Annotated in this window: 16 protein-coding genes; 13 read left to right on the forward strand and 3 right to left on the reverse strand. The window is 72.7% G+C overall.

Annotated features, from left to right (window positions below; all coding sequences use genetic code 11):
- Positions 1-2: 2 nt before the first annotated feature.
- From AWQ71_RS33910 to AWQ71_RS33920, 3 genes are read left to right on the forward strand one after another with little or no spacing between them, the layout of a single operon-like run.
- Positions 3-1,208 (forward strand): metal-dependent hydrolase family protein, encoded by a 1,206-nt coding sequence (locus tag AWQ71_RS33910; protein ID WP_067141412.1) that lies wholly within the window; start codon positions 3-5, stop codon positions 1,206-1,208.
- Positions 1,201-2,778 carry an amidohydrolase gene (locus tag AWQ71_RS33915; RefSeq protein WP_067141483.1) on the forward strand — a complete coding sequence of 526 codons (1,578 nt, stop codon included), beginning with the start codon at positions 1,201-1,203 and terminating at the stop codon, positions 2,776-2,778. Before AWQ71_RS33910 ends, AWQ71_RS33915 begins: the two co-directional genes overlap by 8 nt.
- Positions 2,772-4,841: a dehydrogenase E1 component subunit alpha/beta gene (locus tag AWQ71_RS33920; protein ID WP_245658748.1), complete on the forward strand. Its 2,070-nt coding sequence runs from the start codon at positions 2,772-2,774 to the stop codon at positions 4,839-4,841. The genes AWQ71_RS33915 and AWQ71_RS33920 overlap by 7 nt, the downstream gene beginning before the upstream one ends.
- Positions 4,842-4,866: 25 nt before the next feature.
- Here the strand turns inward: AWQ71_RS33920 and AWQ71_RS33925 are convergent, their stop codons facing one another.
- Together AWQ71_RS33925 and AWQ71_RS33930 are read right to left on the reverse strand one after the other, a co-directional pair.
- Entirely contained in the window at positions 4,867-5,763 is an 897-nt protein-coding gene (locus AWQ71_RS33925; RefSeq protein ID WP_084259589.1) for a class I SAM-dependent methyltransferase, read from the reverse strand.
- A 198-nt stretch (positions 5,764-5,961) separates the two neighbouring features.
- Entirely contained in the window at positions 5,962-6,996 is a 1,035-nt protein-coding gene (locus tag AWQ71_RS33930; RefSeq protein WP_067141489.1) for a LacI family DNA-binding transcriptional regulator, read from the reverse strand.
- Between the two features lie 125 nt (positions 6,997-7,121).
- Between AWQ71_RS33930 and AWQ71_RS33935 the strand changes: the two genes are divergently transcribed.
- The 7 genes from AWQ71_RS33935 to AWQ71_RS33965 all read left to right on the forward strand — a co-directional run bounded on the left by AWQ71_RS33935 (position 7,122) and on the right by AWQ71_RS33965 (position 14,769).
- On the forward strand, positions 7,122-8,753 hold the full coding sequence (locus tag AWQ71_RS33935; RefSeq protein ID WP_067141415.1) for an ABC transporter substrate-binding protein: 1,632 nt from the start codon (positions 7,122-7,124) through the stop codon (positions 8,751-8,753).
- Between the two features lie 55 nt (positions 8,754-8,808).
- A complete protein-coding gene (locus AWQ71_RS33940; protein ID WP_218002073.1) occupies positions 8,809-9,756 on the forward strand; it encodes an ABC transporter permease in 948 nt (315 codons plus the stop codon).
- A complete protein-coding gene (locus AWQ71_RS33945) occupies positions 9,753-10,619 on the forward strand; it encodes an ABC transporter permease (RefSeq protein ID WP_084259590.1) in 867 nt (288 codons plus the stop codon). The genes AWQ71_RS33940 and AWQ71_RS33945 overlap by 4 nt, the downstream gene beginning before the upstream one ends.
- Positions 10,616-11,671 (forward strand): ABC transporter ATP-binding protein, encoded by a 1,056-nt coding sequence (locus AWQ71_RS33950; RefSeq protein WP_067141418.1) that lies wholly within the window; start codon positions 10,616-10,618, stop codon positions 11,669-11,671. Before AWQ71_RS33945 ends, AWQ71_RS33950 begins: the two co-directional genes overlap by 4 nt.
- On the forward strand, positions 11,668-12,510 hold the full coding sequence (locus AWQ71_RS33955) for an ATP-binding cassette domain-containing protein (protein WP_067141421.1): 843 nt from the start codon (positions 11,668-11,670) through the stop codon (positions 12,508-12,510). Before AWQ71_RS33950 ends, AWQ71_RS33955 begins: the two co-directional genes overlap by 4 nt.
- Positions 12,507-13,592, forward strand: a complete 1,086-nt coding sequence (locus AWQ71_RS33960) for a C45 family autoproteolytic acyltransferase/hydrolase (protein WP_067141424.1) — start codon at positions 12,507-12,509, stop codon at positions 13,590-13,592. Before AWQ71_RS33955 ends, AWQ71_RS33960 begins: the two co-directional genes overlap by 4 nt.
- Positions 13,593-13,779: 187 nt before the next feature.
- Positions 13,780-14,769, forward strand: coding sequence for an alpha/beta fold hydrolase (locus AWQ71_RS33965; protein WP_067141427.1), 990 nt, complete (start codon positions 13,780-13,782; stop codon positions 14,767-14,769).
- A gap of 113 nt (positions 14,770-14,882) precedes the next feature.
- Here the strand turns inward: AWQ71_RS33965 and AWQ71_RS33970 are convergent, their stop codons facing one another.
- Positions 14,883-15,509: a TetR/AcrR family transcriptional regulator gene (locus AWQ71_RS33970; RefSeq protein WP_067141430.1), complete on the reverse strand. Its 627-nt coding sequence runs from the start codon at positions 15,507-15,509 to the stop codon at positions 14,883-14,885.
- Between the two features lie 78 nt (positions 15,510-15,587).
- Here AWQ71_RS33970 and AWQ71_RS33975 point away from each other — a divergent pair, with 78 nt between their 5' ends.
- The 3 genes from AWQ71_RS33975 to AWQ71_RS33985 all read left to right on the forward strand — a co-directional run bounded on the left by AWQ71_RS33975 (position 15,588) and on the right by AWQ71_RS33985 (position 19,015).
- On the forward strand, positions 15,588-17,048 hold the full coding sequence (locus AWQ71_RS33975) for a DHA2 family efflux MFS transporter permease subunit (protein WP_067141433.1): 1,461 nt from the start codon (positions 15,588-15,590) through the stop codon (positions 17,046-17,048).
- Positions 17,045-17,836, forward strand: a complete 792-nt coding sequence (locus AWQ71_RS33980) for an SDR family NAD(P)-dependent oxidoreductase (protein ID WP_067141436.1) — start codon at positions 17,045-17,047, stop codon at positions 17,834-17,836. Before AWQ71_RS33975 ends, AWQ71_RS33980 begins: the two co-directional genes overlap by 4 nt.
- A 453-nt stretch (positions 17,837-18,289) precedes the next feature.
- On the forward strand, positions 18,290-19,015 hold the full coding sequence (locus tag AWQ71_RS33985) for a response regulator transcription factor (RefSeq protein WP_084259592.1): 726 nt from the start codon (positions 18,290-18,292) through the stop codon (positions 19,013-19,015).
- The last annotated feature ends 13 nt before the right edge of the window (positions 19,016-19,028 follow it).

Here is a 19,028-nt window from a genome sequence, read left to right on the forward strand (position 1 = left end):
CCATGACCCGAACCCTCTTCCACGGCGGCCGCGTCTTCGACGGTACCGGCAGCCCCATCGCCCAGGCCGACGTCGTCATCGAGGACGGCCGGGTCGTCGACGTCGGCGCCGGACTCGACGGGGACGTGGGCGTCGACGCCTCCGGCCTGACGCTGCTGCCCGGCCTGTTCGACTGCCACGTCCACGTGACCGGCTCCGGGCTCGACCTGCCGACCCGGCTGGAGCAGCCGTTCTCGTACCAGTTCTACGCGGCGATGGCCAACCTCGCGGCGACGCTGGACTGCGGCATCACCACGGCCCGCGACGCCGAAGGCGCCGACCTGGGGGTCCAGCTCGCCCTCGAACGCGGACTGATCCAGGGCCCGCGGCTGCAGATCTCGATCTCGATGATCAGTCAGACCGGCGGGCACGGCGACGGCTGGCGCGCCTCCGGGAACCACTTCCTGTACGGCCTGCCGTACCCGGGACGCCCGGACGGCATCGCCGACGGCCCCGACGAGGTCCGGCGCAAGGTGCGCGAGCTGCTGCGGGCCGGGGCCGAGGTCATCAAGGTGTGCACGACCGGGGGAGTGCTGTCCCCCCGCGACGATCCCCGGCACCGCCAGTTCAGCCCCGAGGAGCTGGCGGTCATCGTGGAGGAGGCCGCCGCGCAGGGCCGCGCGGTGATGGCGCACGCGACGTCCCCCGCCGGAGTGAAGAACGCGGTGCGGGCGGGGGCGCGCTCGATCGAGCACGGCACCATCCTCGACGACGCGTCGATCGAGATGATGGTCGAGGCGGGCACGTGGCTGGTGCCCACGCTCTCGGCCGGGCACTCCCTGCTCGCCATGGCCGACCAGGGGATGCGGATCAGCCCGAACGCGCTGGCCAAGGCGCGCGAGATGACCGGCGTCCACCGCGAGTCCGTCGCCCGGGCGTACGCCGCCGGGGTGAAGATCGCGATGGGCACCGACAGCGGGGTGACGCCGCACGGCGAGAACCTGCTGGAGCTGCGGCTCATGCACGAGGCCGGGATGAAGCCGGAGGACGTGCTGGCGGCGGCCACGTCGTCGTCGGCCGGCCTGCTCGGCGTGGCGGACGACCGCGGCACGATCGCCCCGGGCAAGCGCGCCGACCTGGTCCTGGTCGACCGCGACCCGTACGACCTCGCCGATCTCAAGTCCGCCATCGTGGCGGTGTACCAGGACGGTGCGCGCGTACGTGGCTGATGACCTGCTGATCCGCGACGCCTCCATCTTCGCCGCGGACACGCCCGACCCGGCCCGTGCGCGGGCCCGGGCCGGCTGCGTGGCCGTACGCGGCGACCGCATCGTCGCCGTCGGCGACGAGGACCGGTGCCGCCGGGCGGTGCCACACGCCGAGGTGATCGACGCGGGCGGCGGCTCGCTGCTGCCCGGCCTCATCGACTGCCACGCCCACCTGCTGAATCTCGGCGAGACCCACGTCGACCTCGATCTGCGCGGGATGGCCGGCATGGCCGAGATCGTGGAGCTGGTGGCCGTCCGGGCCCGGGAGCTGCCGGAAGGCACCTGGATCGTGGGGCGGGGGTGGGCGGGCGACTGGCCGGCGGTCGATCGGCTCAGCGCGGCGGTGCCCGGCCACCCCGTCCTGTTGAACCGGTTCGACGGCCACGGCGCCATCGCCAACCGCGCCGCGCTCCGCCTGGCCGGGATCGGGCGCGACACCCCGGATCCGCCGGACGGCCGCGTCCTGCGGGACGAGACCGGCGAGCCGACCGGCGTCCTCGTCGAAGGCGCCGCCCGGCCGGTGCGTGAGGCCGTACCGCCCATGGACGGCCCGCGCCGCCGTGAGCTGCTGCGGCTCGGCGCCCGTGACTGCCTCGCGCTCGGGCTGACCGGGCTGCACGACGCCATCGAGGACGTGGCCTGGCTCGACGCCTACCCGGGGCTCGACGGCCCGCGCGTCTTCGGGATGCTGAACGCCCCCGAGGAAGGCGACCTCGCCGAGTTCGCCGCCGAGCACCTGTTCACCGGCGACGCGAGCTTCGGCGTCCGGCGGCTGCGCCTCATCTTCGACGGCGGCCTCGGTGCGCGCGGAGCGCTGCTCAGCCGCCCGTACGCGGACGACCCGTCGGGCGCGGGCTTCCAGCTCATGCCGGTCGAGCGCGTGGTCGAGGCCGGGCGCGCGGTGCGCCGCCTGGGGTTCGACCTGGTCGTCCACGCGATCGGCGACCTGGCCAACCGCCTGGTGCTCGACGCGTTCGAGACGGTCGGCGACGCCCGGGGCTTCATGATCGAGCACGCGTCCGTGCTGACGGAGCGGGACCGCGACCGGCTGGCCCGGCTCGGCGTGATCGCCTCGGTGCAACCCATCCACGTCACGGACGACCTGGCGTGGACCGCCCACCGGCTGGGGAAGGAGCGCGCGCGGGACGCCTACGCCTTCCGCGACCTGCTCGACCGGGGCGCGCTGCTGGCCTGCGGCTCCGACTTCCCGGTCGCCTCACCCAACCCCTTCCACGGGATACACGCCGCCGAGACCCGGCGCCGGCGCGAGGGCGGCGCGGAGGTGGGGGAGGCGTTCGGCGCGGACCAGCGCGTCACCCGGGCGGAGGCGATCTACGGGTACACCCGCTGGGCGGCCCGCGCCGCCGGGCTCGACCACGAGCTGGGCTCCGTCGAGCCGGGCAAACTCGCCGATCTCGTGCTCGTCGACCGCGACATCATGGCGGTGACCGCATCCGAGGTGGCGGACGCGACGGTGCGTCACACCATCGTGGGAGGCCGGGTCCGCCACGAAGGGAGCCCGCGTTGCTGACCGACACCCGCCTGCTTGAGCTGTACGACAGCCAGCTCGGGAGCAGGCACCTGGACCTGGCCGCCCGGGAGCTGCGCGCCGAGGGCGCGGGCTTCTACACCATCGGGTCGGCCGGGCACGAGGGCAACGCCGCCGTGGCCGCGGCGCTGCGGCCCACCGACCCCGCGTTGCTGCACTACCGGTCGGGGGCCTTCTACCTGGAGCGCGCCCGGCAGGTGCCCGGCACGGATCCGCTGCGCGACGTGCTGCTCGGCGTGGTCGCGGCGGCCTCGGAGCCGATCGCGGGCGGGCGGCACAAGGTCTTCGGGCATCCGAAGCTCAACGTCATCCCGCAGACCTCGACCATCGCCTCGCACCTGCCGCGCGCGGTCGGCGTCGCCCTGGCCGTCGAACGGGCCGCCAAGCTCGGCGTGGAATGCGCCTGGCCCCGCGACTCGGTGGTCGTGTGTTCCTTCGGGGACGCCTCGGCCAACCACTCGACCGCCGTCGGAGCGCTCAACACCGCCGCGTACTGCGCGCACCAGGGGCTCCCGTTGCCCGTGCTGTTCGTGTGCGAGGACAACGGCATCGGCATCAGCGTCCGCACCCCGAGTGGATGGATCGCGTCGTACGGCTCCCGCCTCGGCATGCGCCAGTTCACCGCCGACGGGTGCGACGTGGCCTCCGCGTACGAGGTCGCCGCCGAAGCCGCCGAATGGGTGCGCGCCACCCGGCGTCCGGCCTTCCTCCACCTGCGGACGGTGCGGCTGATGGGCCATGCCGGGTCGGACGCCGAGGTGGCCTACCGGTCGCGGGCGGAGATCGCGGCCGACGAGGAGCGCGACCCGCTGACCGCGACCGCGCGCCTGCTGGTCGCGCGGGGCGTCGTGACCGAGGACGAGGTGGCCGCCCTGGCCGAGGCCAAACGCGAGGAGGTGCGGGCGATCGCCCGCGAGGTCGCGTCGGCCGCGCGGCTGGAGACGGCACGCGCCGTGATGGCGTCGCTCGCTCCGTCGCGTCCGGCCGCCGTCGCGGGGGAGGCGGTCGCCGCCGCGCGCGCGACGGGGGCCCGCCCGGCCGAGCCGGTCACGCTGGCCCAGGCGATCAACCAGACGCTCGCCGACCTCCTCGACCACTATCCCGAGATGGTGGTCTTCGGCGAGGACGTGGCGCGCAAGGGCGGCGTGTACGGCGTGACGCGCGGGCTGCTCCGCCGGGCCGGCGCGGGGCGCGTGTTCGACACGCTCCTCGACGAGCAGTCGATCCTCGGCCTCGCCCTGGGCGCGGGACTGTCCGGCCTGCTCCCGGTCGCCGAGATCCAGTACCTCGCCTACCTGCACAACGCCGTCGACCAGATCCGCGGCGAGGCGGCGACGCTGTCGTTCTTCTCGTCCGGGCAATACCGGAACCCGATGGTCGTGCGGGTCGCCGGATACGCGTACCAGAAGGGGTTCGGCGGCCACTTCCACAACGACAACGCGGTGGCCTCCCTGCGGGACATCCCGGGGCTGGTCGTCGCCACGCCGTCCCGCCCCGACGACGCGGCCGCGATGCTGCGCACCTGCGTCGCCGCCGCCCGCGCGGACGGCAGGGTGTGCGTGTTCCTGGAGCCGATCGCCCTCTACCACACGCGGGACCTGCACGAGGAGGGCGACGGCGAGTGGCTGGCGCCCATCGCGGCCAAGCACGTGCCGATCGGCCGCGCCCGCGTGTACGGCTCGGGCGACCAGCTCACCATCGTCACGTTCGGCAACGGCCTGCACATGAGCCTGCGCGTCGCGCGGCGTCTCGGCCTGCGCTGCCGCGTGGTCGACCTGCGCTGGCTGTCCCCGCTGCCGGCGGACGACCTGCTGCGGGAGGCGACGGCCACCGGCAAGGTGCTGGTCGTGGACGAGACCCGCAGGTCGGGCGGAGTGTCCGAGGGCGTGCTCGCCGCGCTGGCCGACGCCGGCTTCGACGGCCGGGTCGCCCGCGTCACGAGCAAGGACAGTTTCGTCCCGCTCGGAGACGCGGCCGCGCACGTCCTGCTGACCGAGGACGAGATCGAGGCGGCCGCGCTCGATCTTGTCCGCGGCCGCCCGTGACGGAGGCGACCGGGGCGCCCGCCTCCTACGAGCCGCCCGGCCGTCCGGTCGTGGCGGCGGCCGGGCGGTGGGGGACGGTCGCGCGGGCCAGACGGCACAGGTCGGTGGGACCCAGGGAGTCGGAGCGGCGCCACAACGCCGGCTCGACGCTGTCGGCCTGCCGTACGTGCTCGACCGCCTCCAGGCCCTGCCGTTCCAGCAGCGCCGACAGGTCGCCGGGGGTGAAGAAGGTCAGCCAGGGTTCGCCCCGCTCGGCGGCCGCGGGAAGGGCGAACTCCGCGAAGGCGGCGCTGCGCTCGTCGCGGAGGGCGGGCGGCAGGGCGTACTCCATGACCAGCTCCGTGCCGGGGGCGAAGCCGCCGACGGCGGCGAGAGTGGCGGCGATCGCCTCCGGCGTGAGGTACATGGAGACTCCGAGCCAGCTCACCAGGGACGGTCTGGACGGGTCGAACCCGGCCGCGGCCAGGTCCGAGCCGAGATCACCGGTCTCCAGGTCCGCGGGCGCGAAGGTCAGCGCCTCCGGCAGCGGGATGCCCGCGGCCGCGAGCAGTTCGCGCTTCCATTGCTGCGTGGCGGGGTGGTCCACCTCGAAGACCGCGACCCGGCCGGCGGGGTCGGCGCGGTAGGCGAAGGTGTCGAGCCCCGCGCCGAGCACGACGTACTGCTCCAGGCCGTCGCGGGCCAGCTCGGCCAGGCGGCGCTCGGTGTAGTGGCTGCGCGCGGTCACCTGGGCGCGGACGCCCGACAGGACGAGGTGGTCGCCGTACGCCCGGTGGAAGCCGATGATCTGCTCGGCGTGCTCGCCGAGCAGAGCGGCGGCCACGGTGTCGTGGAAGATGAACGGCTCCCGATCGACCACGAGGTGTGCCGCGCGGGCGGCCGCCGCCATGATCGCGGTCTGGCTGGGCTGTCCTTCGCGCATGGGCCCGTCGTTCCTTTCTCGCTGTGGAACGACGATGCTAAATGCGGAAATAGATAACCGGAACACATCATATCATGGAAAAATAAATTCCAGATAACTGTTCGATATGTATGGCATCACATTCTGATTTGCCATGCATTCTTGCGCGCTTTCTTGCGAATCCCGCCGATGGCGGCCGGTCGCCGCGGGAGGCGGCGGTCAGCCGTCTCCGGTGGAGGCGCGCATGCGTAGCTCCGCGGGCAGGACGATCGGCCCCGGCCGGGTGTCCCCGGCCAGCCGTGCGATGAGCAGTTCGACGGCCGCCTTGCCCGTCTCCTCCGGCATGAGATCGAGGGCCGTGATCGCGGGTGTCGCGTGGCGTGTCTGCTGCGCGTCGGAGCCCGCCGCGATGAGCAGGTCACGCGGGACGGCCACGTCGAGCCGCCGCGCCTCGGCGAGCACACCTGCCGCGTGCCGTCCGGTCTGGCAGTAGACCGCGTCGGGCCGCGGCTGCCTGCCCTTCAGCAGCCGCCGGGCGGCGTCCGCGCCGCCCTCCTCGGCCGCCGCCTCGGGGATGTGCAGGACGCGTGCGGGCATGTCGTGCCGTCGGGCCCACGACCGGTACGCCTTCTCGGAGTCCACGTTCCAGGCGTTGTCGTCGGTGCCCGCCAGAAACGCGATGCGCTCGGCGCCCCGTGAGCGCAGCAGGTCGAGGACGCGCTTGGTCTCGTCCACGTCGTCGGGGCCCACCCAGTCCGTGAACGTCGGCCGCCCCGGGTCGCGGCCCACGGTGACGACCGGCACCGAGGCGTCGATCAGCCGGGTGAGCACCGGGTCGTCGCGCACCGGGTCGCCGACGACGTAGCCGTCCACTCCGTGGGCGTACTGGGGGATGTCCGAGCGGGTCAGGTCGGGCACGAGCATGAGGCCGAGCCCGTGGTCGAGCGCGGTCACCGCCGCGGCGCCGGCGAACCGCATGAAGTAGTCCACGCCCTCGGGCAGGTACGACCCGATCGCGTCGAGCGGGCGCATGTCGAGACCGAGGATGCCGGTGCGCCCCTGGCGGAGGCCGCGGGCCATGGGATGGGCGCGGTAGGCGAGGCGGTCGGCGACGGCGAGGACCCGCTGCCGCGTGGCCTCGGAGGCGGTCCCCTTGCCGTTCAGCGCGTGGGACACCGTGGTGACGGAGACGCCGGCCTCTCGCGCGACGTCACGGATCGTGGGTCGGGAGGGGGGTGATCCCTGCTCGGACATACCGAACATGGTAGGACACAAAACCTTTTACTAAAACGTTTTGTGCTGTATGGTCGCTGCCTATCGCGCCCTTGGCCTGCTCAAACGGCCCCAAAGGGTCCACTCCCCCCAGTTCGGAGAACGAGATGCGTATCTGCGCGAAAGCGGTTCTGGCCGCCTCGCTGAGCCTCGGACTCGCCGCGTGCGGCGGTGGCCCGGCCGGCCAGAAGACGGCCGACCGCAAGCTCGACGACCTCCTTGTGACCACCCCGGCCGCACAGCGGGATCTCGACAAGGCGACCTGGAACCTGCCCTTCGGCGAGCCCGCGTCCGTCGACCCCATCAAGGCGTTCAACTACCCCGAGAACACCGTCGTCGCGAACCTCTGCGAGGGGCTGACACGGCTCGACCCCGACTACTCCCTGAAGCCCAACCTGGCCGAGAAGGTCGAGACCGCGGACCAGAAGACCTGGGTGTTCACCCTCCGGGACGACGTCCGCTTCTGGGACGGCACGCCGATGACCGCGGACGACGTCCTCTTCAGCCTGCGCCGCCACCTCGACCCCGACGAGGGCAGCTACTGGGCCTCCGACCAGATCACGGGCAACATCGCGAGCATCGAGAAGACCGGCGAGCACCAGGTCACCATCACGCTGAAGAAGCCCGACGCCACGCTCAACTCGTACATGGCCACCCCGATCGGCGTGGTCGTCCAGCGCGCGCAGCGTGAGAAGGCGGGAGCCAAGTACGGCACGCCCGAAGGCGGCGTCATGTGCACCGGTCCGTACACGGTCTCCTCCTGGGCGAAGGGCTCGTCGATCACGATGCTGCGCAACGACGCGTACTGGGACGCGTCGCGGCGGGCGAAGACCCGGCAGGTCGACCTGCGCTTCATCGTCGACCCCGGCGCGATCGCGAGCGCCCTGGAGACCAACGCCATCGACGGCTCCTACGACGTCCCGATCGACGCGGTGGACCGGCTCTCCGCATCCGGCTCCGGCACGCTGTACCTCGGCAAGTCCCTCCAGGTGGTGGCCGTCATCAGCACCGGCAGCGGCCCGCTCGGCGACCCCGCGGTGCGGCGCGCGCTGGCGCTCGCCACCGACCGGGACGCCATCGCGGCGACCGTCTTCTCCGGCACCGCCCAGGTGCCCCGCTCGCTGGTGCCGCGCGGCGGCTGGACGTACGGCGACGGCGTCTTCGGCCCCGCGAACGACGCCCTGCCCGGCACCGCGAAGAACCTCGACGAGGCGAAGAAGCTCCTCACCGGGGCCGACCTCGGGAACCGGACGATCACCATCGCCTACCCGAGCGAGCGTCAGTTCTACGCCGACATCCTGTCGGAGATGTCCAACGCCGCCCGCGAGCTGGGCCTCACCATCCAGCCCAAGGGCGTCCCGAGCGCGCAGTACGGCGCCTTCTTCTCCGACGCCAAGGCGCGCGCCGGTTACGACGGCTTCATGACGACCAACTACATGGACGTCCCCGACCCGCTCGCCTTCCTGCGGACGATCGCCGCCAAGGGCGGGTCGCAGAACTTCGACGGGCACTCCGACCCGGAGACACAGTCCCTCATCGAGCAGGCCGCCGGGACGCTGGAGGAGTCCGAGCGGGCCAAGGCCGTCGCCGAGCTGCAGACGAAGGTGATGGAGCGGATGCCCTGGATCCCGATCGCCGCTCCGTCGGTCAGGTTGTTCCTCCGCAAGGGGGTCACCGGGGTCCCCGCCTCGTTCGTCTACCTCTACTACCCCTGGGCCGCCGACCTCGGCGCGGCGTGACCATGACCGACCCGGGGCGCGGCGACGCGCCCCCCACCTCCTGATCGGAGGCGTTGTGCTGCGGTTCGTACTCCGGAGGCTCGGCGCGCTGGCCGCCACCCTCCTCATCTCCAGCTTCCTCGTCTTCTCGGCGATGTACGCCGCGCCGGGCACGCCGGAGAGCTTCCTCGTCCAGGGCCGGACCGTGAGCCCCGAGGTCCTCGCCTCGATCCGGGCCCAGTACGGCCTGGACGACCCCTTCCTGATCCGCTACTGGAACTGGCTCGGCGGCGTGCTCACCGGCGACCTCGGCGAGTCCCTCACCACCCGCCAGGACGTCGCCTCGCTGCTGGCGTCCCGGATCCCGACCACCCTGTGGCTGACCTTGTACGCCGCCGTGCTCATCGTGGTGTTCGGCGTGCTCGCCGGAGCGCTCGCCGGCCTGCGGGGCGGCGCGTTCGACACCGGCGTGCTGCTCGGGTCGAGCGTGGGCTTCGCCGTCCCCACGTTCTTCGCCGCCGTCCTGCTCATGAGCGTCTTCTCGGTGACCCTCGGCTGGTTCCCCGTCTTCGGCTCCGGGTCCGGCTTCGCGGGGCGCATCGAGCACCTGACCCTGCCCGCCGTGGCGCTCGCGCTCCCGGCGGCCGCGGTGGTCGCCCGCATCACCCGTACCGCCGTCGTCGAGGAACGCGAGGCGGAGCATGTCTCCGTCGCGCTGGCCCGCGGCGTCCCCTGGCGCGTCGTGGCCCGCCGGCACATCCTCCGGAACGCGATGCTGCCCGTCACCACGATCGTCGGGGTGAACATCGCCGCCCTCGTCGCCGGCGCGGCCGTCGTCGAGCACGCCTTCACTCTCGACGGCGTCGGAGCCATGCTCATCAACTCGGTCCAGCAGAAGGACTTCGCCGTCGTCCAGGCCGTCGCGCTCCTGCTGGTCGCGGTCTTCGGCGTGGTCAACCTGGTGATCGACATCCTCTACGCGGTCATCGACCCGCGCGTCCAACTCGGAGGTGAGAGCGCGTGACCGCGCAGGCCCTCGAACGGCCGGCCGTACGGCGGCGCGGCGGCGACCTGGCAGATCGGCTCGGCCCGCTGGGCCTCGCGGCCGTGGCGGTCGTCGCGCTGATCACGCTGGCCGCACTGTGCGCCCCGCTGATCACGTCCCACGACCCCGCCATCGGTAGCGTCATCGAGCGCTACCAGGGTCCGAGCGCCGAGCACCTGCTCGGCACCGACCAGTCCGGCCGCGACCTGCTCGCCCGCCTGCTGTACGGCGCGCGCACCAGCCTGCTCGGCGCGGCCGTCGTCGTGCTGCTCGCCGGCGCGGGCGGCGCCCTGCTCGCCCTCGTCGCAGCCTGGTTCGGCAGGACCGTCGACGCGCTCGTCGGCCGCGTCCTCGACCTGCTGTTCGCCTTCCCGAACCTGCTGCTCGCGATCCTCGCCGTCGCCGTGTTCGGGACCGGGCTCGGACAGGTCACGGTCGCCCTCGCCATCGCGTACGTCCCCTACACCGCGCGCGTGCTGCGCAGCGTCGCGCTGCGCGAGCGACGGCTCGGCTACGTCCAGGCGGCCGAGCTCCAGGGTCTGTCCGGGCTCGTCGTCAGCGTGCGGCACATCCTGCCCAACATCGCGCCGCAGATCCTCACCGGCGCCGCGATCAACTTCGGGTACGCGATGATCGACCTCGCCGCGCTGTCGTTCCTCGGGCTCGGTGTGCAGCCGCCGACCGCCGACTGGGGGTTGATGGTGTCGCAGGGGAAGGACTCGCTCCTCCAGGGCCACGCGCAGCAGAGCGTCTTCGCGGGCGTGTGCATCGTCGTCGCCGTCGCCGCGTTCAGCGTCATCGGCGAGCGGCTCGGCGGGCGGAAGGCGGGTGGCCGGGCATGAACGTCCTCGAACTCGACGATGTCCGTCTCGACCTGCCCTCCAAGCACGGAGACCGGACCCTCCTGCGGGGCGTCTCGCTGTCCCTCGCCCCCGGAGAGGCCCTCGGCCTCGTCGGTGAGTCGGGGTCGGGCAAGTCGATGACCCTGCGCACCGTCCTGCGCACCGAGCCCGCCGGCGCCCGGGTGACCGGACGGGTGCTGCTCGACGGCCGGGACGTGCGGACGCTCGGCGCCGCCGACCTGCGCCGAGTGCGCGCCGACGCCATCGCGATGATCAGCCAGAACCCCCGGGCCGCGCTGAATCCGGTGCTCCGGGTCGCACGGTTCCTCGTCGAGGGGCTGTGCGACGCGCGCGGCGAGAGCCGGGAGGCGGCCACCCGCCGGGCCCGCGACCTCCTCGCCCAGGTCGGGATCGCCGACGTGGACCGCTGCATGGCGTCCTACCCGCACCAGCTCTCCGGCGGGATGCTGCAGCGCGTCGTCATCGCCGCGGCGGTGGCGAGCGCGCCCCGGCTGCTGCTGGCCGACGAACCCACCACGGCGCTCGACGTCACCACGCAGTCGGAGGTCATGGCCATCCTCGACGGGCAGCGCCGCGAGCACGGCATGGCCATGCTCTTCGTCACCCACGATCTCGAGCTCGCCTCGGCCGTGTGCGACCGCATCGCCGTGCTGTACGCGGGGGAGATCGTGGAGATCGCGACGCCCGCGCAGCTCCATGCGGCGCCGCGGCATCCGTACACGCGGCTGCTGCTCGACTCGCGGCCGAACATCGCCGCCCGGGTGCCCGCGCTGCCCGTCATCCCCGGCCGGCCCATCGCCGCGTACGAGGTCGAGGGCGGCTGCGCGTTCGCGGCCCGCTGCCCGTGGGCGGCGCCGCGCTGCGAGCGGGAGGAGCCCGCGCTGGTCCACGACGCCGGCCGCACCACCCGCTGCCTGCGGGCCGGTGAACTGGCCGACGAGCTGGCGGGCGCACCCGCGGATGACGCGGCGGGTGTTTCGGGGGCACCGGCGGAGACCGGCCGGGACGGCGAAACGGAGGCGAGGGCGTGAGCACCACCGCGGAGAACGTCATCGAGATCAGCGGGCTGAGCAAGCAGTTCGCCGTCGGCCGGGGAAAGCGGCGCCGCACCGTCCACGCACTCGACGATGTCAGCCTCGCCGTCGCCGACGGGAGCTGCCTCGCGGTCGTCGGCGAGTCCGGATCGGGGAAGACGACCCTGGCCCGGATCCTGGTCGGCCTCGAAAGCGCGGACGGCGGAGAGGTCGTGCTCGCCGGTCGCCCCGTCGCCCGGCGGCCGCGCCGGGCGGAGCGGCGGGCCCGCGCCCGCGACATCCAGATGGTCTTCCAGGACCCGAACGGGTCGCTGAACCGCCGCCGCACGGTCGAGGCCGCGATCAAGGAGGTGCTCGCCGCCCACCACCGGGTCACCGGGGACGAGGCGCGTCGCCGGGTGGGCGAGCTGCTCGACCAGGTGGGACTGCGGCCCGCGCACGCCCGGGCGCTGCCCGGCGAGCTCAGCGGCGGCCAGCAGCAGCGGGTCGCCATCGCCCGGGCGCTCGCCGCCGAGCCGCGCGTCCTCGTCCTGGACGAGGCCGTCGCCGCGCTGGACGTGTCGGTGCAGGCGCAGGTGCTCAACCTGCTGGCCGAGATCCGGCAGGCCCGCCGGCTCACCTATCTGTTCATCACCCATGACCTGTCCGTCGTACGGCAGGTGAGCGAGGAGGTCGTCGTCATGCGGCAGGGCCGGATCGTCGAACGGGGGAGCACCGACGAGGTGCTCGACCGTCCCCGGCACGCGTACACGGTGCTGCTGCGCGACAGCGCGCCCCGGCCCGGATGGCGGCCCCGGCTGTCCACCGGCGCGGACGCGCGGGAGGTGGAGGCGTGAGCCCCCGTACGCACCTGCGGATCGAGGAAGCCGACCCGAGGCGGCGCGGGCGTGCGCGCGGGCAGCGGCTCGGCGCCGACATCGCGCGGGGCTGGCGCACGTACTCGGAGCTGTTCGAGGTCGCCGCGGCGGCCAGGGGCGTGACGCTCGACGTCCCCGCGCTCGCCCTCCGGAGCCTCGCCGCCACCCGCGCGTGGGCGCCCGAACTGGCCGACGAGGTCGAGGGCGTCGCCGAGGGCGCGGGCGTCCCGCTGTGGGTCGCCGCCGCGCTCAACGCGCGCACCGAGATCCTCGCCGCGGCCGGAACGCCGCGCGCCGGGGAGTGCTCGACCGTGGTCCGCGCCGGCGTCCTGGGCGGGCAGACGTGGGACTGGCACGAGGAACTGGCGGACGGGTGGCACCTGCAGTCCGTACGCGGTGACACGGTGGCCTTCACCGGGATCACCGAGCACGGCATCCTCGCCAAGATCGGCCTCAACGAGGCCGGGGTCGGTGTGCTGTTCAACATCCTCGGCCACGCGGACGACGGCGCGGACGGCGTGCCGGTTCACCTCGTCGCCCGCAAGGTCCTCGGCGGCGCGCGGTCGTACGCCGAGGCGGTCGCCATCCTGACCGAGGCCCCGGTGTCCGCCTCCACCGTCGTGACCGTCGTCACCGCGGATCGGGCGGCGTGCGTCGAGTTGAGCCCGGCCGGGGCCGCTGTGATCACCTCCGACCTGACCATGCCGGACGGCTCCTCCTGGCTCGTCCACACCAACCACTTCGCCGACCCGGCGCTCGCCGCGGGCGAGTTCCGCGGCCGGGCCGAGCCGGAGACCTACGACCGGGCCCGCCTGCTCGCCGGGCGGATCCGGCACGGATGGCGCCTCGACGACGCCGACGACCTCGCCGCGCTGCTCACCGCCCATCCGGGCGACGGCGCCGAGATCTGCTGCCACGCGTCCGCCGACGGGCGGCTCGGCACGCGCTGGGCGTCGCTGGCCACCATCGCGGTCGAGCCCCGGGCCGGCCGCCTCATGGTGCACGACGGCGGCCCCTGCTCGGCGCACCCGTCCGCCTGGATCGCCCTGCCCCCTTGCTGACGTCCCTCCCGCTGCTCCGCCGCCACCCGCGGCGGAGCAGCGCGGGGCAGCGGCGGGATTTGCCGAAGCGGCAAGACGATTCACGGCGGCATCACCGCACAGCGGACGATTGACGCGCGAGTCATCAGTCGGTGCGCTCACCTGGTCCGCACCTGCTCGCACGAGGATCGAGAGCTTTGGGGGATCGATGTCGACGTCCGCTCCCGCCGCCGCGGCGGCCACGCATCGGGTGGTCTCGTCGCCCGCTGGTCGCATCCACCTGGTGGAACAGGGCTCCGGGCCGCTGGTGCTGCTGGTGCACGGGTTTCCTGAGTCGTGGTACTCCTGGCGCCACCAGTTGCCGGCACTGGCTGCGGCCGGTTACCGGGCCGTCGCCATCGACGTTCGCGGCTATGGCCGTTCTTCCAAGCCCGCAGACGTGGCCGCGTACCGGATGCTGGAACTGGTCGAGGACAACGTCGCCGTGGTGCGTGCCCTGGGCGAGCGGACGGCGGTGATCGTGGGCCACGACTGGGGTGCGACGATCGCCGCCGACTCCGCCGTCGTACGGCCCGACGTCTTCCGCGCGGTCGGGCTGTTGAGCGTGCCGTACGCGCCGCCCGGCGGACCGCGCCCAAGCGACGTCTTCGCACAGATGGGCGGAGACGAGGAGTTCTACGTCAGCTACTTCCAGGCGACCGGCCGGGCCGAGGCCGAGATCGAACCGGACGTCCGCGGCTGGCTCGCCGGCTTCTACGCCGCCCTGTCCGCCGACACGATGCCCCCCGCCGGCGCCCCGGACCCGCACTTCGTGTCCCGGGGCGGAAGGCTGCGTGACCGGTTCCCCACAGGTCGGCTGCCCGCCTGGCTCAGCGAGGACGATCTCGACGTCTACGCCGCGGAGTTCGAGCGGACCGGTATGAGCGGGGCTCTCAACCGCTACCGGAACATGGACCGGGACTGGGAGGACCTCGCCGACTTCAACGGATCGCCGATTACTCAGCCGTCGCTGTTCATCGGAGGCGCGCGGGACGCGTCGACCACCTGGATGGCCGACGCCATCGAGGCATACCCCGCCACCCTGCCGGGCCTGGTCTCCTCGCGCATTCTCGACGGCTGCGGCCACTGGATCCAGCAGGAGCGGCGAGCGGAGGTCAACGAGATCCTGACCGGCTGGCTCGCCTCTCTGCCCGGCTGACCCGCCGGCGAGACGCGCCCTACCACGCTCGGCAGGCCCCGGCGTCTGATCACCCGGCCGGGGGCGACCGCCGTTCTCCTGTGGAGCGCGTGGAGAGGAAGTCGATCCGCCGTCTATCCGTCCGCCGGGCCGAAGGACGCGAGGAACGTGCCGACGGCGGCGCGGGCGATCTCATGCAGCTCGGCGTCGTCGATCCGGCGGGTCCCCATCCGGGAGCGTGCTTCCAGCGGACCGGTGAGCAGTGCCATGAACTGTTCGGCCGCTCGGTCGGGGTCGGAGGCGCGCAGGCGTCCGGCGAGGGTGAGCCGTGCCAGCCGGTCGGCCACCGCCTGGGTGAGGCGGTGCGGCCCGCTCTCGGTGACGATGTCGAGTATGTCGGGGAACTGGGTGATCTCCGAATAGAGCAGCCGCCGCAGGGCGCAGGAACGGTCGTCGGTGTGCAGGCGGAGGAGACGGTGGCCGACCTCCTCCAGCGTGGCGCGCAGGTCGGGGCCGGGCTCGGCGAGCGGTTCCAGCGCGGCGAGTCGCTCATGCAGCGCGGTCTGGGCCGCGGTCTGCATCGCGTGCCGGAACAGGGTGGCCTTGTCGGTGAGGTGGTTGTACACCGTGGGTTTGGCCACGCCCGCCTCGTTGGCGATCTCCTGCACGCAGGCCTGGGCGTACCCCTGACGGGCGAACACGGTGAACGCGCCGTCCAGGATCGCCTGTCGTTTGTCGATCCGTCCACGTGACCTGACCATGCCCTGATTGTACTCACTGGTTCAGTCCCGTGAACCATGAGGTTGCGTTTGGATCAGCGAGGTAAGTATTTTGAACTCATGAGTTCAACAGAGGAAGACGATCGTCTCGATCCGCGGCTACTGGTGATGATCGCCGTGGTCCTGCTGGGCGGGCTGCTGGGGATCCTCAACAGCACGATGGCCGCCGTCGCCACCGAGAGTCTGGCCGTGGCGTTCGACGCCTCGCTCAGCATGGTCGGCTGGGCCTCCACCGGGTTCCTGCTGGTGGTCACCGCCACCATCCCGTTCACCACCTGGGCGGTCGACAGGTTCGGCGGCAGACGGCTGTGGCTGACCGGCCTGGCGCTGTTCATGGCGGGGTCGCTGGCCGCAGGACTGGCCTGGAACGTCGGCAGCCTGATCGCCTTCCGCGCTCTGCAGGGCCTCGGCGCCGGGTTGCTCGACCCGCTCGTGCTGATCCTGCTGGCCCGCGCCGCCGGACCGCGACGCGCCGGACGGGTGATGGGCCTGATGGGGGTCGTGCTGTCGCTGGGACCGGTGCTCGGGCCGATCGCGGGCGGCGCGGTCCTGCACGATCTGTCGTGGCGCTGGATGTTCCTGCTCAGCGTGCCCATCGGACTGATCGCGTACGTGCTGGCCCTGCGGGTGATTCCGGCCGATTCCCCGGCCGACTCCCCGGCCGACTCACCGGCCGGGCGGCGGGCACAGGTCCGCCTGGACGTGCTGGGACTGGCCCTGCTCGCGCCGGGATTCGCCGCGCTCGTCCTGGCTCTGTCGCAAACGGCCGAACACGGAGCGTTCATCACCTGGCAGGCACTACTCCCGCTGGCCGCGGGCGTCGCGCTGATGATCGGCTACGTCGTCCACGCGCTCGCCGCGCGGCGCACGCCACCGCTGATCGACGTACGGCTGTTCGCCTCCCGCGGCTTCACCGCCAGCGTCACCATCATGGGGCTGGGCGGCCTGGCCAACTTCGCGACCCTGTTCGCGTTGCCGCTGTACTACCAGCAGGCACACGGGCAGGGCGTGCTGGCCGCCGGGCTGCTGATGGCCCCGGCGGGTCTGGGCGGCGCGATCGCCATGCCGCTCGCGGGCGGGCTGTCGGACCGGCTCGGCGCCCGCGGCCTGGCCGTCGGCGGCGCGGCCCTGGCCGGGCTCAGCGCACTGGCGTTCACCCGGATCGGAGCCGACACCGCCGAGATGTGGCCCGTGCTGGCGGCGCTGACCATCGGCCTGGGCATGGGCTGTTTCAGCGCCCCGACGATGGGGTCGCTGTACCGGAGCCTGCCCGGCCCCATGGTGGCGCAGGGCAGCTCCGTGCTCTACATGCTCAACCAGCTCGGCGCCGCACTCGGCATCGCCCTGGTCACCCTCGTCCTGCAGACCTCCGGCGACCCGATCGCCGGATTCCACGGAGTCTTCTGGCTCGTCGTCGCCGCCATCGCGGCGGTGCTCGCCGCGATCCCGCTGCTGCCCGGCCGTCCCCAGGAGCCGTCCGACCACCCCCAAGCCGTCACATCCGGAAAGGCGTCCTCATGACAGCGATCGTCATCACCGGTGGCACCGACGGGATGGGCCGGGCCCTGGCCCGCACCTATCTCGACCGCGGTGACACCGTCGTCATCGTCGGCCGCGACCCCGCCAAGGCCGCCACCCTCCCCGACGCCCACTTCATCCGGGCCGATCTGAGTCTCGTCGCCGAGAACCGGCGCGTCATCGAGGAGATCAACGAGCGCTACCCCGCCGTGCGCGCGCTCGTGCTGTGCGCCAGGTACTTCCGCTCTACCCGCTTCGTCACAGCGGAGGGCTTCGAGGGCACCTTCGCGCTGGACTACCTCAGCCGGTTCCTGCTCAGCCACGGCCTGGACCGGCCACGCGTCATCGTCAACGTGTCCGGGCCGGCGCCCGGCATCCCCGCCGGCCGCATCCGCTGGAACGACCTCATGCTCGAACGCGGCTACGACGGTGTCGCCGCCCAGATGCAGGCCGGCCGCGCCAACGACCTGCTCGGCGTCGCCTTCGCCCGCCGGCATGCCGCCGGACCCACCCGGTACGTGCTGATCAACCCCGGCCCCGTCTCGACCAGCTTCGCCGGCGAGTACGACGCGGCCACCGCCGCCCACGTCGCGGGGCTCAAGAGGTACGGCGCACCCGTCGACGACGGCATCAAACCGATCATCGCGCGCGTCGACGCCCCACCCGCCGAGCCGCTCAGCGCCTTCCTCCCGGACGCTCGGATCAGCCTGGACAACCCGTCCTTCGTTCCGGGCGACGCCGGCCGCCTCGACGACCTCACCCGCCGCCTGCTGCGTTCCCGGGATAACTGAACACAGCCGTCGCTCGCGGCCCCGCCCCTCGCAGGGGCGGGGCCGTACCGCTGTTTTCCGCGCGATCCTCGAATGCCGGGGGCCGCGCCGTTTGGAACTCCATATTCGTCGGAGAAATGGCGCAATGGATGGGGTGTATCCCGATTTCTATGGTTTGTTGAATTCGGTGTAAATTGTCCGGATCTGTTGTGGGTGCGTGGAGCGTCAGCGGGCGTCCCGCTCGCTGATGTGGCCGGATGCCGGTAAACCGCTGGGAGCGGCCTCGCGTCTGATCATGGAGACTGGAGAAATAATCCAGCTAGATCACGATATTTGAATGCCTCGGCAGAAGATAACGCTATATTTCCGAATGGAGTGGGCGCAGCTTCCATGGGGGCGAGATACGAAGCTGTGCGGGCCGGGGGAGAAATCGCGTGCAACCGACCGTCGCGAAGGCGCATAAGGAGAACGGGCTTGATCCGTCTACTGCTAGCGGAGAACATGCACCTTGTCCGATCGGCCCTCGTGGCGCTGCTCTCCACAGAGGGCGACCTGGAGGTGGTCGCGGAGACCGGCCAGGGCGGCGAGATCGTCCCGCTCGCCCGGGAGACCCGTCCGGACGTCGCGCTCCTGGACATCTGCCTCCCCGGCGTCGACGGCCTGACCGCCGCGGCCGAGCTGCACGAGCGGATGCCCGAATGCAAGACGGTGATCCTCACCGGTCGCGGCACCCCGGCGGCGCTGCGCCGGGCGCTCGGGGTCAAGGCCCGCGGTTTCATGGTCAAGGACGGCTCGGCCCAGCAGCTCGTCGACTGCGTGCGCCGGGTGGCGCGCGGAGAGCGGGCGATCGACCCCGAGCTGGCCCTCGCCGCGCTCAACGCCCCGGAGAACCCGCTCACCTCGCGGGAACTGGACGTTCTCCAGGTCGCCGCCGAAGGCTCCACAGTGACCGAGATCGCCGACCGGCTCTATCTGTCCCCGGGGACGGTACGGAACTACCTGTGCCGCATCCTGCCGAAGGTCGGCGCCCGCACCCGCGTGGAGGCGATCAGGATCTCGCTGGAGCGCGGCTGGCTGTGGCCGGAGACGGGCGGCGACATCGGCATGGTCCACTACCCGGCCCTGGGCGGCCTACGCGGCTCCGGCGGGGCCGAGCACGTCCCGGTCGCCGGCCGTACGGCGCCGCGGCGTGGCCGCTGATCGGGCGGCACCG

Source organism: Microtetraspora malaysiensis, assembly GCF_001528665.1.
Lineage (GTDB): Bacteria > Actinomycetota > Actinomycetes > Streptosporangiales > Streptosporangiaceae > Microtetraspora_A > Microtetraspora_A malaysiensis.